The sequence below is a fragment of the Rhodoblastus sp. genome, assembly GCF_052145335.1.
Classification (GTDB): domain Bacteria; phylum Pseudomonadota; class Alphaproteobacteria; order Rhizobiales; family Beijerinckiaceae; genus Rhodoblastus.
Genome location: NZ_JBKQOU010000029.1, coordinates 1 through 14,545, shown reverse-complemented (window position 1 = coordinate 14,545; position 14,545 = coordinate 1). Strand labels below are relative to the sequence as shown.

At 62.8% G+C, this 14,545-nt stretch carries 13 protein-coding genes; 5 read left to right on the top strand and 8 right to left on the bottom strand.

The window, feature by feature from the left end; genetic code table 11:
• Positions 1–304 precede the first annotated feature (304 nt).
• The 4 genes from ACLP2E_RS02200 to minC all read right to left on the bottom strand — a co-directional run bounded on the left by ACLP2E_RS02200 (position 305) and on the right by minC (position 4,264).
• Positions 305–2,041: an aldehyde dehydrogenase family protein gene (locus ACLP2E_RS02200; RefSeq protein WP_442460990.1), complete on the bottom strand. Its 1,737-nt coding sequence runs from the start codon at positions 2,039–2,041 to the stop codon at positions 305–307.
• Between the two features lie 350 nt (positions 2,042–2,391).
• Positions 2,392–2,700, bottom strand: a complete 309-nt coding sequence (gene minE, locus ACLP2E_RS02195) for a cell division topological specificity factor MinE (RefSeq protein WP_442460989.1) — start codon at positions 2,698–2,700, stop codon at positions 2,392–2,394.
• Positions 2,697–3,512: a septum site-determining protein MinD gene (minD, locus tag ACLP2E_RS02190; protein ID WP_442465019.1), complete on the bottom strand. Its 816-nt coding sequence runs from the start codon at positions 3,510–3,512 to the stop codon at positions 2,697–2,699. The genes minE and minD overlap by 4 nt, the downstream gene beginning before the upstream one ends.
• 17 nt (positions 3,513–3,529) lie before the next feature.
• A complete protein-coding gene (gene minC / locus ACLP2E_RS02185; RefSeq protein ID WP_442460987.1) occupies positions 3,530–4,264 on the bottom strand; it encodes a septum site-determining protein MinC in 735 nt (244 codons plus the stop codon).
• A 300-nt stretch (positions 4,265–4,564) separates the two neighbouring features.
• Between minC and ACLP2E_RS02180 the strand changes: the two genes are divergently transcribed.
• Entirely contained in the window at positions 4,565–6,067 is a 1,503-nt protein-coding gene (locus ACLP2E_RS02180) for a protein adenylyltransferase SelO (protein ID WP_442465018.1), read from the top strand.
• Positions 6,068–6,232: 165 nt separating this feature from the next.
• Entirely contained in the window at positions 6,233–6,589 is a 357-nt protein-coding gene (locus tag ACLP2E_RS02175) for a hypothetical protein (protein ID WP_442460985.1), read from the top strand.
• A gap of 15 nt (positions 6,590–6,604) precedes the next feature.
• On the opposite strand, the gene ACLP2E_RS02170 is transcribed toward ACLP2E_RS02175, so the two are convergent.
• Both ACLP2E_RS02170 and ACLP2E_RS02165 read right to left on the bottom strand, forming a co-directional pair.
• Positions 6,605–8,152 carry an ABC transporter substrate-binding protein gene (locus ACLP2E_RS02170; RefSeq protein ID WP_442465017.1) on the bottom strand — a complete coding sequence of 516 codons (1,548 nt, stop codon included), beginning with the start codon at positions 8,150–8,152 and terminating at the stop codon, positions 6,605–6,607.
• A 420-nt stretch (positions 8,153–8,572) separates the two neighbouring features.
• The gene (locus tag ACLP2E_RS02165) at positions 8,573–9,109 is read right to left on the bottom strand and encodes a CreA family protein (RefSeq protein WP_442460983.1); all 537 of its coding nucleotides are present in this window, start codon (positions 9,107–9,109) and stop codon (positions 8,573–8,575) included.
• A gap of 82 nt (positions 9,110–9,191) precedes the next feature.
• On the opposite strand from ACLP2E_RS02165, the gene ACLP2E_RS02160 reads away from it, so the two are divergent.
• Entirely contained in the window at positions 9,192–9,965 is a 774-nt protein-coding gene (locus ACLP2E_RS02160; protein ID WP_442460982.1) for a DODA-type extradiol aromatic ring-opening family dioxygenase, read from the top strand.
• Between the two features lie 8 nt (positions 9,966–9,973).
• On the opposite strand, the gene ACLP2E_RS02155 is transcribed toward ACLP2E_RS02160, so the two are convergent.
• A complete protein-coding gene (locus tag ACLP2E_RS02155) occupies positions 9,974–11,437 on the bottom strand; it encodes a helicase HerA domain-containing protein (protein ID WP_442460981.1) in 1,464 nt (487 codons plus the stop codon).
• 247 nt (positions 11,438–11,684) lie between these two features.
• Between ACLP2E_RS02155 and ACLP2E_RS02150 the strand changes: the two genes are divergently transcribed.
• On the top strand, positions 11,685–13,064 hold the full coding sequence (locus ACLP2E_RS02150; RefSeq protein WP_442460980.1) for a class II 3-deoxy-7-phosphoheptulonate synthase: 1,380 nt from the start codon (positions 11,685–11,687) through the stop codon (positions 13,062–13,064).
• Between the two features lie 46 nt (positions 13,065–13,110).
• Positions 13,111–14,148, top strand: coding sequence for a DUF2865 domain-containing protein (locus ACLP2E_RS02145; protein WP_442460979.1), 1,038 nt, complete (start codon positions 13,111–13,113; stop codon positions 14,146–14,148).
• A gap of 167 nt (positions 14,149–14,315) precedes the next feature.
• On the opposite strand, the gene ACLP2E_RS02140 is transcribed toward ACLP2E_RS02145, so the two are convergent.
• A partial coding sequence (locus ACLP2E_RS02140; RefSeq protein WP_442465016.1) for a hypothetical protein occupies positions 14,316–14,545 on the bottom strand: 230 nt, incomplete at its 5' end.

The window sequence follows — 14,545 nt, the reverse complement described above, 5'->3', positions numbered from 1 at the left end:
GCGGCGGCGAGCCTGATGAAAAGCGACGGCTGAGCTGGGTCATCGATCGACCGAGATCCCGCGCAAATATAAAAGCCACCTCGAAACGACCGCCATGTATGAAAGAACGGCGCGCATGTCTCTTTCCGGTCCATGAGCCGCCGGTCGCTCAACTCGCCTGGCACGGCAATGGGCGCCCCATAGCGGACCTCGGCTCCAGTCGCTCGCGCAAGCGCTTGATATCGGATGGCGCCAGCCCCGCATACCAATTGCGCGGACTGGCAAAGCTTGAGTCTGATATGCCGGCTCGGCCCCGCGAGGGCGCCTATCCAAACAGCGCGTTCATGAAAATTCTGGGAATTTGCGACCAGCTCGGCTGATATTCGAACGACACCATCAACCGGCCGATAATATGCTGCTTACGATTTGTCACGAACCAGGGCGGCCGCGGAAGCAAGGTCATCCCGCCGCTGAGAATGTTGCGCGGATAGGGCGTGAACGGCGCCTCCACCACTGTGCGCTCGGGCTTGTCGAACATGAAGGTGTTGTGAACGACGCCGATTCCGCTCTGCACGTCGTCGAGCGTGTGTCCGGGAAAAGCGCCCCAAGGCGTCCGGACCAGCAGCCAACCGAGAGCCGCCCAGCCGTTGATGGCGATGCAACCGTAATGCAGTTGGGCGATGATCTGCTCGAATTTGCGGCGACCGATTTTTCGTATCGTAGCGGGATGGATGAGGATGTTGGCGCCCAGCGTTCCGCGCAACCGTTCGTTGGCATAGGCGATCGCCTTTCGCAGAAACGCCTCGGAATCGAGGTCGTCGATGCGCCGCACGCTCATCGCCGGCGCAAACACTTCATTGGTCTCGAACCAAGAGTCGTCGCCCTTTTTGAGCTGCACGACGACGCAGGCCGGAGCCTGGTCGCGCACGAAACTCGTCGCGTCCCGACCCTGATTGGCGAAATCGGCCGTACGCTGTTGAGCCCCAGGGTAATAAGCCGCCCTTGGCGGCGCAGCCTTGATTGTCTGCTCTACCTTTTGCAGCAGTTGAGCGGTCCGCTCCCAAGGTTCGGACACGACCAGCATCTGGCATGCGATGCAGTTGAAGCCTGAATTATGCAGCTTCTGCGTTGCGATCTGTTCGGCCTGGAAGGAAATATCGGCGTCCGACCAGGGGCCGGGAACCACGATCGTCGGGCCAACGCCGCCAAGTTCCGAGGTGATCCGTCGGTTGTTGCGCGGTGTGCCCGCGTGCTTGTTGCGGCGTCCCTGGTCGCCGGCCCCCCAGACGATGATGTCGTGCGACGTGTCCGCCCCGGTGATGTGGATTTCGTCAACGCCCGGATGGTTGCACAGATACTCCCCGGCGTCGGCGCCTCCGCGCACGATCCGCAATGCGCCGCGCGCGATCAACGGCTTCAATGCAACTTGGAGGACATCGACGAGATAGTCGTTGACCGGGTTCATCTTCAAGATCGCAACCTGATGCTCGGCGAACAGCTTGTGGAAACAGTCGAGCGGCGCAATAGCGGCGATATTTCCGGCCCCGAGCACAAGCGCGACCTTTCCCTGGCGATTGGCCGCCGGGGCGTCGTAAGCGCTGGCGGTATTGGCCGCCAGATTGTCCTTCGTCACCCCGGCCTGCATCCAGACGTCGGCCTTGACGCCTGAGAGCAGAAGGCGATCCCAAATCGAGTTGGGAACGACTGTAGCGGCGATGGCGCCGTTCGGAAGGTCGAGAAGCGGGATGCGCCGCATGAAAGCCTTCCCATCCATCTGCGACAAGGTCTGCATGTACGCGTTGCAGCCGGACATGAGCGCGTAAGGTCCGGACATCCATTCTTCGCCCACAAGCGGCGAATCCAGAGGGATCTGCTTCTTTCTCGCCGCGGTCAGTGCCCAGCTTTCCGCGACGCGCATGAGCTCGTCCTTGATCTCGGCTAGGATCGTCACGCGCTCCGCCGCGCTGGTCCGCGCCCAGGAGTCCTTGTGTTCCTGAAGCTCCGCGACCGCCTGATTGAGGTCGGCGAAAGCGAATTGCTCGGTAATTGCCGGTTGGGCCATCGCGCGACCTCTCTAATTCAGATGAATGCTTTCTGCGACGCTAAATCAGCAGCTGCGACTCGGGCCCGAAGCGATCGGAAAAGCGGCCCCTTGAGGTCGTTGGGTCAAACCGTGAAATTGCTGACTGTCGTTGCCAACTACGGAGAACTCTCGGCTCCGGTCTCGGTTCCAGCGCGGGGGCATAGAAAGTGCCCGCGTACTTCCGCTCCCCGCCGGCAACTGCCGAAAACCTTCGGCAGGAATGGGCGCCAAGCCGACCTTCCTGATCGGCTCGGACCCGAAGCCGCCCGTCGGGCGGCCGCCGGAATGGTCCGTCTCCCGCCCTTCAACCGCCACTGAGCGGCCAGGTTCTATCGCGACGACGCCGCTGACTTGGCGAGCGCCGGTTCTTGACGAGCGGGCTTGGCGCCAATCTTCTCGGTTGGAATCTCCACGTCGATTTCGAGCGTGGAAATGGCCCCTGTCTGGCCCATCGTGATCTTCAGAGCCTCCGGCGCGATTTCAACATGCTTGGCGATTGTCGCCAATATTTCGTCCCGCAGGATAGCGAGGAGATTCCGCGGCCCCAGCGTGATGCGCTCGTGCGCCAGCAGAATTTGCAATCGTTCGCGCGCGACGGGCGCGCTTCCGCGGGTCTTGAAGAAGGTGAACAGGCTCATGCCGCCCTCCGGCCGAGAATGCGGTTGAGGAAAGACTTCTTTTCGCCGGGCATCGGGATGGGCAAGGATTCTCCCATGAGGCGACGCGCGGTATCGTCGTAGGCGCGCGCCGCCTGGCTCGTCGATCCGTTGATCGTGACAGGCGCCCCGACATTGGAAGCGCGCAGGATGTCCTCGCTTTCGGGGATGATCCCGAGCAGGGGAATGGAGAGGATGTCCAGCACGTCGGCGACGCTCAGCATTTCGCCACGGCTCGCGCGCGCAGCGTCGAAGCGGGTCAGCAGCAGGTGCTTGTCCATGCGCAGACCTTGTTCGGCGCGAAGCGTCTTGGAATCCAGCAATCCGATAATCCGATCCGAATCGCGGACCGACGATACTTCCGGGTTCGAGACCACGACCGCCTCGTCGGCGAAGCGCATCGCCAGCAAGGCTCCCCGTTCTATTCCGGCGGGACTGTCGCAGAGCACCCAGTCGAACAGGCCGCGCAATTCACCGATGACCCTTTCGACGCCTTTTTCCGTCAAGGCGTCCTTGTCGCGGGTTTGCGATGCGGCAAGCAAGCTCAGCGTGTCGATGCGCTTGTCGCGGATCAGCGCCTGGGCCAGCTTGGCGTCCCCTTGAGCGACGTTGATAAGATCGTAAACAACGCGGCGCTCGGCGCCCATCACCAGATCGAGATTGCGAAGCCCGACGTCGAAATCGACGACACAGACCCGCTTGCCGCTTTTCGCCAGCGCCGCCCCGATAGAAGCCGTCGACGTCGTCTTCCCCACGCCGCCTTTTCCTGATGTCACCACCACGACCTTGCTCATCGCCGTCCCCTTTGAATTCAGTTCAGAATTTTGATTTTTAGCTGGCCTGCGGCCAACCGGACCTCGACACTTTTGCCCTCGGTCCTGGGGTCCATGTTTTCGGCGGTCACATAGGCGCCGCCGACGCAAAGCAGTTCCGCCCGCGCTTCAGTGCAGAAGATGCGCGCGTCCGCCACACCGGAGACGCCCGCGATGACGCGGCCCTGGATCGCCCCATAAACATGCACGGATCCGCCAGCAATAATTTCGGCGCCTGATGCGACCCGCCCGACGATCGTTATGTCGCCCTCGAGATTCGATATCGATTGCCCCGAGCGCACGGGCGCATCGACGATCAATGTCCGGCCGTTTGTATTTGCTCGTTCAGCCGTCGGAGTTTTGTTTTCGGCGGGAGTTTCCGCAGCAGGAGCTTCCGCAGCGGGAGTCTCCGACGCAGCGACGGGCAGTCCCCCCGTGATATTGGGCGGGAGATGCGGGCCAACCAAGGACGGGTTGGCGCCTTCCACGCCCATGACACGGATATGGCGGCGCGCCAGCGCGCTCAATACATCCCGATAATCCCTCAGGGAGATGTCCGCCTGGGCCATATCCAGGATGATCGGCTTATTGGCGAAGAAATTCGGGGACCGGGCCAACCAGCCGTCAAGCGTCTCGAACCACTCAGTCATGGGCTCCACGGGCTGCAAAACGAACGCGATCAGCGAATGCGTTCGGAGGTTCAGCGTGGCTGGAGAGCGCACATGGGCGTTCATCGATTCATCCTGTTGGTGTTTCATTAACCATGCTCCGCAATGGTTTATGAAATGTTAACGATGCTGGTGACGTAGCGGCATCGACAAGCTAATTCGGACGTGTTGACTCGTTGATCAAAGAATGTGCGCCTCGTTGCATTCGAGCGGCCAATGCTCCGGCGCGGCGCAACCGACGCGCTTGTAAAAGCCCGGCGCGGAACCCAATTTCAGGCGGTCGAGGAATTTGGCGCGCTTCCTGCTAAGCTGCGCTCCAAAAGCCCGTCTTGGGCGGGCGTCTTCGCCCTTTGAGGAGCTGCATTCATGGGCGCGACACGACACATTTTCCGCGACAGCGGCTATCGCGGGCTGCCGGCGGAATTTTACGCGGCTGCCGAGGTTTTCCCCGCGCCGGCGCCTCGATGGATCGTGTTCAACCACGCGCTCGCCGCCGATCTCGGCCTGCCGCCCGACGCCGACACGCCGGAGCTCTTGAACCTTCTGGCGGGTGGGGAGCCCCCGGAAGGGCGGCAAAATCTCGCGCTGGCCTATGCCGGCCATCAGTTCGGACAGTGGAACCCGCGCATGGGCGACGGCCGCGCCGTGTTGATCGGCGAAATCCAGGCGCCGGACGGGACGCTCTACGACGTCCACCTGAAAGGCTCCGGCCCCACCGTTTTCGCCCGTCGCGGCGACGGGCGCGCGACTTTACCGGCAATGCTGCGCGAATATATCGTCAGCGAGGCCATGGCCGGGCTGAAGATACCGACCACCCGCTCGCTCGCAGTGGTCGCCACCGGCGCGCCGGTTTTTCGCGATATCGCGCAGCACGGCGCCGTGCTGACCCGCATCGCCCGCAGCCATGTCCGCGTCGGCACCTTCCAATATGCCGCGCAATCGGATGGGCGGCAGGATCTGGGGCCCGTGCTGACCCGCGCTTTGGCCGATCATTGCATCGCCCGCGATTATCCCGAACTCTCTGTCGAACCGGAGCTTTACCCAGGTTTCTTCGCCGCCGTCGTCGCGCGGCAGGCGAAGCTGATCGCGCAATGGATGCTGGCAGGCTTCATCCATGGCGTGATGAACACCGACAATATGGCGATTTCCGGCGAGACCATCGACTTCGGCCCCTGCGCCTTCATGGATTCGTTCAACAGCCGGCAGGTTTTTTCCTCGATCGACGCGGCGGGCCGCTACGCCTACAGCCGCCAGCCGTCGATCGCCATGTGGAATCTCGCCCGCCTCGCCGAGGCGCTGCTGCCCTTGTTCGGCGCCGACGAGGCCGGCGCCTTGCGCGTGGCGCAGGACACGCTGGACGGATTCAGGCCGGTCTATTCGGCGGCGCTGGCCGCAGGCATGGAACGCAAGCTCGGGCTGACGCCGGGGGATGCGCGCAACGCCGAATTCATCGACAAGCTGTGGCCGATGCTCGATCGCGGCCGCCCCGATTACACCCTGTTCTTCCGCCGCCTGACGCAGATCGCCGCCGGCGCCGACGAGGCGGGGTTTTTTGCGCTTTTCGCCGATTCGGAGCCCGGGGCGCGTGAGGGGGCGGCGGCCTTTCTCGCCGACTGGCGCGCTTTGACCCATGATGGCGATCCGGCGCGGCGCCTCGCCGCCATGCAGGCCAGCAATCCGGTCGTCATTGCCCGCAACCATCGCGTCGAACAGGCTTTGGCGAAGGCCGCCGACGGCGATCTGGGGCTTTTCGATCGTCTCTGCGCCGCGCTGAAAAATCCCTTCGCCGATCCCGCGCCGGGGCCGGAGGATTTCGAGGCTCCGCCCAGGCCGGAAGAACGCGTGACCGAAACATTTTGCGGAACGTGATTCGCCAAGTCTGGCAAGTATTTCATCCGCCAAACTGGCTCGTCCGCGTCATTTCCAACGCCATGTTTAACGCTTCGTTCACCCGCGCGGGGGCAAGATCGCCACCATTCCTTTGGCGGCGGCGCAAAGAAACACGCCCGCGGCCATGTTCTGCGGGACGGGACGATGAAATTCAACGAATTCGAACGCGAGTTTTTTCCACATATCCTGCTGCCGCTGCTGGGAGGTCTGTTCGTGCTGGCGGCGCTGCAGACTGCGGCGCATTCCGAGCCGAGCCCGATCTCCGGCGCCAACAGTTTCGTCGTCAGCGCCGCAGACGGTTATGGCGTCAATGAATGCATCGCGAACGGAGCGGATTGCGCTAAAATCGTCGCCGACGCCTGGTGTGAGTCCCATGGCCACGGCGCCGCCAAGGCTTTCGGTCCGGCCAGCGACGCCACGGCTTCGATCGACAGGGCGTCCACCACCGCCGCGCCGCGCGTCATTCGCGAAGACGACGTGTTCATTTCCTGCGGCGAATGATCGAGCCGGAGATAGTTACTCCAGGTCGATGAAATGATAGGCGCCATGTTCGTCGAGCTCGGCGCCCCATACTTTGTGGATCGCCTGATGTTCGCTGGCGCCGAAATTGACCAGCGGTCCCAGCCCGAGATCGAGGTTATGGATGTTTTCCAGCGACGCGACCAGCTTGTCCGAATCGGGCTGCGGCCCGGCCTTTTTCAAGCCTTCCAGCATGATCTTGGCGTTGATATAGGATTCGAACGAGACGTAATCGGGACGATCGTTCGGAAAATATTTGGCCAGGGCCGCTTTGTATTCGAGGGCGATCGATGAAAAACCCTCCGGATCGGGCACGACCTGGGTCACGATGATTCCCTTGGAGAATCGCGGTCCGAGCAGTTTGAGTTCCTCTGCGAAATTATTGCTGCCCACGGCCGAAACATTGGTGAAGATCAGGTCCGGAAAAGCTTCGCGCGCTTTTTCGATGAATTTCGCCGCCGCCCGGTAGGTCGCGACCATCACGACGGCCTTGATCTGCGGGGCGGCCCTCTCGCGATGACGCCCGCGCGTGGTCGTGGTTGTGGTCGGAGCCGGCGTTGCCGTTTCCCGCTTGCTTAATTCGTCGATCGCGGCGGCGACATCGATGCTGTTGCGGGCATATCGCAAGTGGAGCACCGATCCCCCCGTTTTGTCGTCGAGGGCGCGTAGCGCCTTTTCCACTCCGGCGTAACCGGCGTCGCCAAAAGCGTCGTCCTGGGCGAATACCGCTATCTCGTCAGGCTTCAGGCGACGAACCCTGACGAGATAGCGGACGACGGCTTCGGTTTCTTCGGCATAGCTGGGGCGATAATTGAAAACATAACGGTCAGGCGGCTCCCGACGGAGCAAGCCGCTGCCTGAAAAGGCGCCGAAAAAGGCGAGCTTGTGCTCCAGTACGTAAGGAAGTATCGCCGCCGAGGTCGCGCTGCCGAAATTGCTGATGAAACCGAAGACCTTGTCCTTTTCGGCCATGGTTTTTACGACGTCTGGCGTGCGCGCGGGGTCGTAACCGTCATCGGCGACAAACAGCCGCAATGACTTGCCGTTGATGCCGCCCGCGTCGTTGGCGGCGAGAAAGGCCGCTTCGGCGCCAAGCTTCAGCTCCCCGGCAAAATCCTTGTTCGCGCCGCTAAATGGCGCGATCAAGCCGAAGCGGAGGGTGTTTTCGTCGGCCTTGGCCGCCGCGGCGTTGGCCAGTCCGTGAAAGCCCGTCGCCGCCGGCGCGCCGGCTGGCGCTGCGGCAGGCGCTGCGGCGGCAGGCGGCGCTGCGGCGGAGGCCGGCTGCTGAGTTTGCGAGGTTTGCGCGTTTTTCTCGGCGTCGTGGGCGATCCGCTCGGTTATCGCTCGTTTCGCCGCTTGGCATTCGGGACGGGAAGCGTCACAGAAGGCGGTGGACAAGTCTGTCTTTTGCGTCGCGTATTTGCCTGTCTCGGGCGGTATCGTGGACGAGGTTTCGTCGGAGGCGCCCTTCACGTCGGGGCTTTGCGCGCGAAGCGGCGGGCAAAAGCTCAACGCCGCCAGCGCCAGCAGCAGGCCCGCCGCCATTTTGACTCTGAAGCCTTTTGGAAACGAAACAAGTCGAAAGCGCCCAAGCTGAAGTATTGCAAGCTTAAGCTTCGCATTCACGATATGCGGCATGGAAGTTCCGCCCTGTTTTTTCGTTTTTGATGTTCATTTTCAAGAGCATAAAGTCTTATTTTATCAATGCGTCAACTCATTTTTCTGGCGCGGCCGGGCGGCGGGCGCGCAGTCAGATCGTTATAGATAGCTTGAAAACGCAACAGGTTGACAGAAAGGCGCCGGAGCCTTCAAGTAAAAACAGGCTGGTTGCTAGCGCGATTACACGCCGATAAAAATATTTTTGAAACAAGCGGCTTTTTCGACGCTGAGGCGAGCTGCCAGCGCAGCGTCCGGTGGCCCGCAGCGCTTTTGGCCGGCCGTGAATGGAGACGCTATTTCCGGCGTTCAGCCGGAAACGAAATCGCCGCATTTCGGCGCTTCCGCCGCGCCCCAGGGCTGGATCGGCACGGTCGAAGTCGAGTTCTTCGGCGAGCCCTCGACCAGCTTGTCGGAATAGGCCATGTAGACCAGCACGTTGCGCTTGGGGTCGCAGCCGCGCACGATCTGCAGCCGCTTGAAGAACACCGAGCGGCTGGCGCGGAACACCACATCGCCCTGGGCGAATTTTTCCTTGATCTGGATCGGGCCATATTGCCGGCAGGCCAGTGAGACGTCGGAAGTCTGCTCGGCCAGGCCGAGCGCGCCAGAAATGCCGCCCTTTTCTGGCACGGTATAATAACAGGCGACGCCGGCCACGGCGGGATCGTCGACGGCGTAGGTCGCCAGCTTGTCGTTGGGCGTCAGCAGTTTCAGCGTCGTCGATTTGCGGAAGATCAGATCGGGATCGTCGCCGGCGAAGGCCGCGGCGCCGAGACCGAAAAACGCAGAACTGGCGAAAAATGCAAAAGCGCAAGAAAGGCTTTTCTTGTACACGAGCTTCATGACTGGCGGCTCCCTAATCGTCACGCTTATATGACTTCTGGCGCCGCGACAAAAGCCCTAACTCGGACCCTGAGACCCGATCATGACGAAGCTTCCCAGCCTGTTCATTTCCCATGGCGCGCCCAATCTGGTGCTTTACGACAGCCCAACCCGCGATTTCCTGCGCGATTTGGGCGGGCGCCTGCCGCGGCCGCAAGCCATATTGCTGATGAGCGCCCATTTCGAAACGCCTGCGCCGACATTCGAGGCGGGCGAGCAACCGGGCATGATCTATGATTTCGGCGGCTTCGAGTCCGAGCTTTACCGCATGACCTATCCGGCGCCCGGCGCGCCTGAGTTGGCTTTGCGCGCCTACGGGCTTGCCGAAAAGGCCGGTCTTGCGCCGCAGATTTCCAAGGGGCGCGGCTATGACCACGGGGCGTGGATTCCGCTGATGCTGCTTTATCCGCAGGCGGATATTCCGGTCGTAACCCTGTCGGTGCAGCCGCGCGCCGACGGCGCCCACCATCTGGCGCTCGGCCGGGCGCTGGCGCCCTTGCGCGAGGAGGGCGTGCTGATCGTCGGTTCGGGCGGCGCGACCCATAATCTGCGCGCCTTTTTCGGCGGCGGCGAGGAAACGCCGCAATGGGTAAAAAGCTTCAACGATTGGCTGTTCGCCCATGCGGAGGCCGGCGACGAGGCGGCGATCGCGCAATGGCGGCTCGGCCCAGACGCCTTGCGCAACCATCCGACGCCCGAGCATTTCCAGCCCTTCCCCTTCGCCTTCGGCGCCGGCGGGCCGGGCGCCAAGGGCAGGCGGCTGTTCCACGACTATGTCGGCCCGATCAGCCTCGACGCCTATGCGTTCGGCGAATGAAGGCGCCCTCAGCCCAAAACTTCCAGGACTGACGTCTCAAGGCCAAGTTCCGGGAAAGAAATGATGCGGCGCTGCTGGAAGTCCATGCGCGCGACGATCAGGTCTGCTTGCTCCAGTTGGCCGATCATTCTTCGGGCGCGGCCGGGCGAATGGCTGCCGAAGAAACGGGCGATTTCCTCGTCGCTCGGGCAGGGCCGGCTCGCGACGGCGGCCCTGCCGAGGTAGAGAAACACGCAAGCCAGGTCTTCCGGCAGTCGCGCGCCTACAGCGATCGCCCGACTCCAGGCCTCCTCGTCGGCGCTTCCGGAAAAGGCCATGCGGGCGCGCATGACCGTCATGCGGCGGCGAAAGTCTTGAAGGTCTGGCGTGCGCGCGCCCAAGCGGCGGATACGGCAGCGCAGCAAAAAATCGCGATGCAGCGAGGCCGCCGGCTGGGATGCAAAATTTTCGTCGGCGAGCATCTGCCGGAGAATTTCATCGATCGTCGCCTCGCGCTCGCCGTCGGTAAGTTCGGGAAGCGGCGCGGCGATCATGTCGCATGGGGCATGTTCAATGCGGGTCAGCAGCTCCTGCAGCCGTTCCGGCCTTGGCGCCGGCTTTCGCGGCGTCGGCGCCGCGGAATTGGTCGGCGCGAAAATCAGGCTCAGGGTCGCCTCGTCCGGCGAACCGGGCAGCGGCAGGAGTTTTGGCGCGCCGCCGCGATCTGCGGTTTCCACCGTCCCGATGCGCATGCGCGACGGGCGCCGCGCAATGGCCGGCCCCAGCCCGATGAAGGAGCCGCGCTCGAGATCGCGAAAGGCTTCCGCCTGCCGGCGCTCCATGCCCAAAAGATCGGCGGCGCGGGCCATGTCGATGTCGAGGAAGGTGCGACCCATCAGGAAATTCGAGGCTTCCGCCGCGACATTCTTGGCGAGCTTGGCGAGACGCTGCGTCGCGATGACGCCGGCAAGTCCGCGCTTGCGGCCGCGGCACATCAGGTTGGTCATGGCCGCAAGACTTATGCGCCGGGCCTCCTCGGAGGAGTCGGAGGCGGCGGCGGGCGCGAAAACCTGGGCCTCGTCGACCACGACCAGCGCCGGAAACCAAAGCTCGCGATCGGCCTCGAACAGGGCGTTGAGGAATTGCGCCGCGCAGCGCATCTGGCCGTCCACCTCGAGATTTTCCAGATTGAGCACCACGGAGACGCGATGGGCGCGCACCCGCGAGGCCAGCACGGCAAGGTCGCGTTCGCATTCGGCGGCGTCGAGCGCGAGATGGCCATAACGTTCGGCGAGCGAGATGAAATCGCCTTCGGGATCGATGACGATCTGCTGGACGAGGCCGGCGCTCTGCTCGAGCAGGCGGCGCAGCAGATGCGATTTTCCCGAGCCGGAATTGCCTTGCACCAGCAGGCGCGTGGCGAGCAGTTCTTCAAGGTCGATGATCGCCGGAGCGCCCGCGCCTGTCACGCCGATGTCGATGTTGCGGCTCATCCGCTCCTCTTTCAGGGGGCGCCCTGCCGACGCCCGTAGGGTGTGGTAGCATCGGGACGGCGTCGCGCAAACATTCGCGGCCTGCTCCATGCACAGCTATTTGCAGGCGCGGTCGGCCGGACACGGACTCGCCGCAAAGGCGCCGCTTTCCTCGGCCAGATTGTTTTTGGCGCTTTCGCCGCCGTGGTGTATAGACCGGCCCTTCCCCATGAAGTCGCGGCCTGGCGCCGCCTTTGGAGTTTTGCGCGTGATGGAACGTTGGTCGCCCGAAAGCTGGAGGTCCAAGCCGATCGTACAGGTCCCGAGCTATGCCGATCAGGCGGCTCTGGCCGATGTCGAAAAGCAGATCGCCGGCTTCCCGCCGCTGGTTTTCGCCGGCGAGGCGCGCAAGCTGAAAAAGGCGCTTTCACAGGTCTGCGCCGGCGAGGCGTTCTTGCTGCAGGGCGGCGATTGCGCCGAAAGCTTTGCCGAACATTCCGCCGACAATATCCGCGATTTCTTCCGCGTCTTCCTGCAGATGGCGGTGGTGATGACCTATGGCGCGGCCATGCCGGTGGTCAAGGTCGGCCGCATCGCCGGGCAGTTCGCCAAGCCGCGCTCGGCGCCGATGGAGACCATCGACGGCGTCGCTCTGCCGTCCTATCGCGGCGACATCGTCAATGACATCGCCTTCACCCCGGAAGCGCGCGAGCCGGACCCGCGCCGGCAACTGATGAGCTATCGCCAGTCGGCGGCCACGCTCAACCTGCTGCGCGCCTTCGCCACTGGCGGCTACGCCAATCTGGAAAACACCCATCGCTGGATGCTCGGCTTCGTCAAGGACAGCCCGCAATCGGCGCGCTACCAGCAACTGGCCGACCACATCACCGAGACCCTCGGTTTCATGCGCGCCATCGGGCTTGATCCCGAGCACCATCAGGAATTGCGCCAGACCGACATCTACACCTCGCACGAGGCGCTGCTGCTCGGCTACGAACAGGCCCTGACCCGCGTCGATTCGACCAGCGGCGACCATTACGCCACTTCCGGCCACATGCTGTGGATCGGCGATCGCACCCGCCAGCCCGACCACGCCCATATCGAATTCGCGCGCGGCATCAAGAATCCGATCGGCCTGAAATGCGGCCCCAGTTCGACGCCGGACGGGCTTCTGCAGCTGATCGACATTCTCAATCCCGCCAACGAGCCGGGGCGCCTCACCCTGATCGCGCGTTTCGGCGCGGAAAAGGTCGGCGACCATCTCCCCGCCCTGATCCGCGCGGTGCGGCGCGAGGGCCGCAATGTCGTGTGGTCCTGCGATCCGATGCACGGCAATACGATCAGCGCCGGCGGCTACAAGACGCGGCCCTTCGACAAGGTGATGCAGGAAATCCGCTCCTTCTTCGACGTGCATCGCGCCGAAGGCTCCTATGCCGGCGGCATCCATTTAGAGATGACCGGCAATAACGTCACCGAATGCACCGGCGGCGCCCGCGCCCTGTCGGAAACGGACTTGCGTTCGCGCTACATGACCTATTGCGATCCGCGCCTCAATGCGGAACAGGCGATCGAAATCGCCTTCCTGGTCGCGGAAAAACTGAAAAAGGACCGCCTGGCCTCGCTCGCCGAAGCCGACGCCGCCGAATGATTTCCGCACGACATTCGCGCGGAGACGGTAGAAAGAAGAACTATTGATGCGGCAGGCCAAGGGCGGTGAATTTAGGCAGTGGCGGGCGCTGGCGCTCGCCTGCGGCCTGCTGCTCTCCGGCGCCGCAGCCGCCCAAAGCCCCGATTGCGCCCGGTTGAGGGCGGAACTCGCCGCACCCGTCCCTTCCGATCCCGGCGCCGCCGCCGCTGCGCGAAAAGTTCGCGCGGAACTCGACCAGGCCAGCGCCCACGCCCATTCCGTCGGTTGCGACAACCAGCAATTCCTTTTTTTCGGCCAGGCGCCGCCGCCGCAATGCGGCGGCCTCAAGGCGCGCATCGCCGGCCTGCGGGCGCAATTCGATTCGCTGCAGGCGCGCGCCTCCGGCGACAGCGGGCAAAGGCGGGCGCTGGTGGCGCGCGTAAACGCCGCCTGCAACGGCGCTCCGCCTCACGAAAAGAACTTTTTCGAGGTTTTGTTCGGCGGTTTGGGGGGGCGCTCCGAAGATGTGGAGCGCGTTCCGGAGACGCCGCTGCCACCGGCGCCGGGGGACGAGGATCAGCGCCTCCATGGCGGCGGTTCGCAGGCGCTTTGCGTGCGCTCTTGCGACGGCGGCTTTTTTCCGCTTTCATTTTCAGCCAACAGCGCCGGTTCCGACGAATTGCTCGAAATGTGCAAGGCGCTCTGCCCCAATGCGGAAGTGCAGCTTTTCACCCGCAATCCATCGCGCGACATCTCCACGGCGGTCAGCGCCGATGGCCAGACGGCCTATGATTCGCTGCCCAACGCGCTGAAATACACCAAGAGCTTCGACTCCAATTGCGGCTGCAAGCCGCCGAACCAGAACTGGGTCGAAGCCTACGCCCATGCCGAGCAGCTTCTCGACGAAATGGGCGGCGCCAAGGCAAGCGACACGGTGATCACCGAACAGCAGTCGCAGGCCATGTCGCAGCCGACGCCGGCCAAGCCGGCGAAAAACGCGGCGGACCGTCAGAAGTTGCCGGTGAAGGCGGAAGGGAAGATCGTCGAAGGCCAGGCCCCGGACGGAACCCCGCGTCAGGTGCGGGTGGTCGGACCGAATCTTTAAGTAACGAGGGAGATCGGGCTCAATTCGTTCATGTCCGCACAATTCCCGGGCGGAGTACGCTTTGCCAATCTTCTGCGAATGCCGCGATTGCTTGATTCGAGAACTTATTAATGTGTCTTTGTAAAACTCGACGTGAGGTTAGTATACAGCAGCAGTCCAATGCGTAATTACTCACTTCGATTCTTAAAGAGAATCACGACTCCATCAGTCACGCTGTAGCCGTATCCGTAAGCAGCTTTAGCTTCTCCTGTGCCATCATCGAATGAATAGTTACCTTCAATTACATCTATCGTGCTTACGACATCATAACCATCTGCGTAAAATTTATTACAAACATCTTCAATTTCTTTTGCAAATTTTGCAATATCTATATTCGTATCGGAATACTCGCCAGTGC

Excerpts from the sequence above, each read along its gene's own strand:
- ACLP2E_RS02200 (WP_442460990.1), bottom strand. The coding sequence starts at position 2,041 with ATGGCCCAACCGGCAATTACCGAGCAATTCGCTTTCGCCGACCTCAAT.
- minE (WP_442460989.1), bottom strand. The coding sequence starts at position 2,700 with ATGAGCCTGTTCACCTTCTTCAAGACCCGCGGAAGCGCGCCCGTCGCG.
- minD (WP_442465019.1), bottom strand. The coding sequence starts at position 3,512 with ATGAGCAAGGTCGTGGTGGTGACATCAGGAAAAGGCGGCGTGGGGAAG.
- minC (WP_442460987.1), bottom strand. The coding sequence starts at position 4,264 with ATGAACGCCCATGTGCGCTCTCCAGCCACGCTGAACCTCCGAACGCAT.
- ACLP2E_RS02180 (WP_442465018.1), top strand. The coding sequence starts at position 4,565 with ATGGGCGCGACACGACACATTTTCCGCGACAGCGGCTATCGCGGGCTG.
- ACLP2E_RS02175 (WP_442460985.1), top strand. The coding sequence starts at position 6,233 with ATGAAATTCAACGAATTCGAACGCGAGTTTTTTCCACATATCCTGCTG.
- ACLP2E_RS02170 (WP_442465017.1), bottom strand. The coding sequence starts at position 8,152 with ATGGCGGCGGGCCTGCTGCTGGCGCTGGCGGCGTTGAGCTTTTGCCCG.
- ACLP2E_RS02165 (WP_442460983.1), bottom strand. The coding sequence starts at position 9,109 with ATGAAGCTCGTGTACAAGAAAAGCCTTTCTTGCGCTTTTGCATTTTTC.
- ACLP2E_RS02160 (WP_442460982.1), top strand. The coding sequence starts at position 9,192 with ATGACGAAGCTTCCCAGCCTGTTCATTTCCCATGGCGCGCCCAATCTG.
- ACLP2E_RS02155 (WP_442460981.1), bottom strand. The coding sequence starts at position 11,437 with ATGAGCCGCAACATCGACATCGGCGTGACAGGCGCGGGCGCTCCGGCG.
- ACLP2E_RS02145 (WP_442460979.1), top strand. The coding sequence starts at position 13,111 with ATGCGGCAGGCCAAGGGCGGTGAATTTAGGCAGTGGCGGGCGCTGGCG.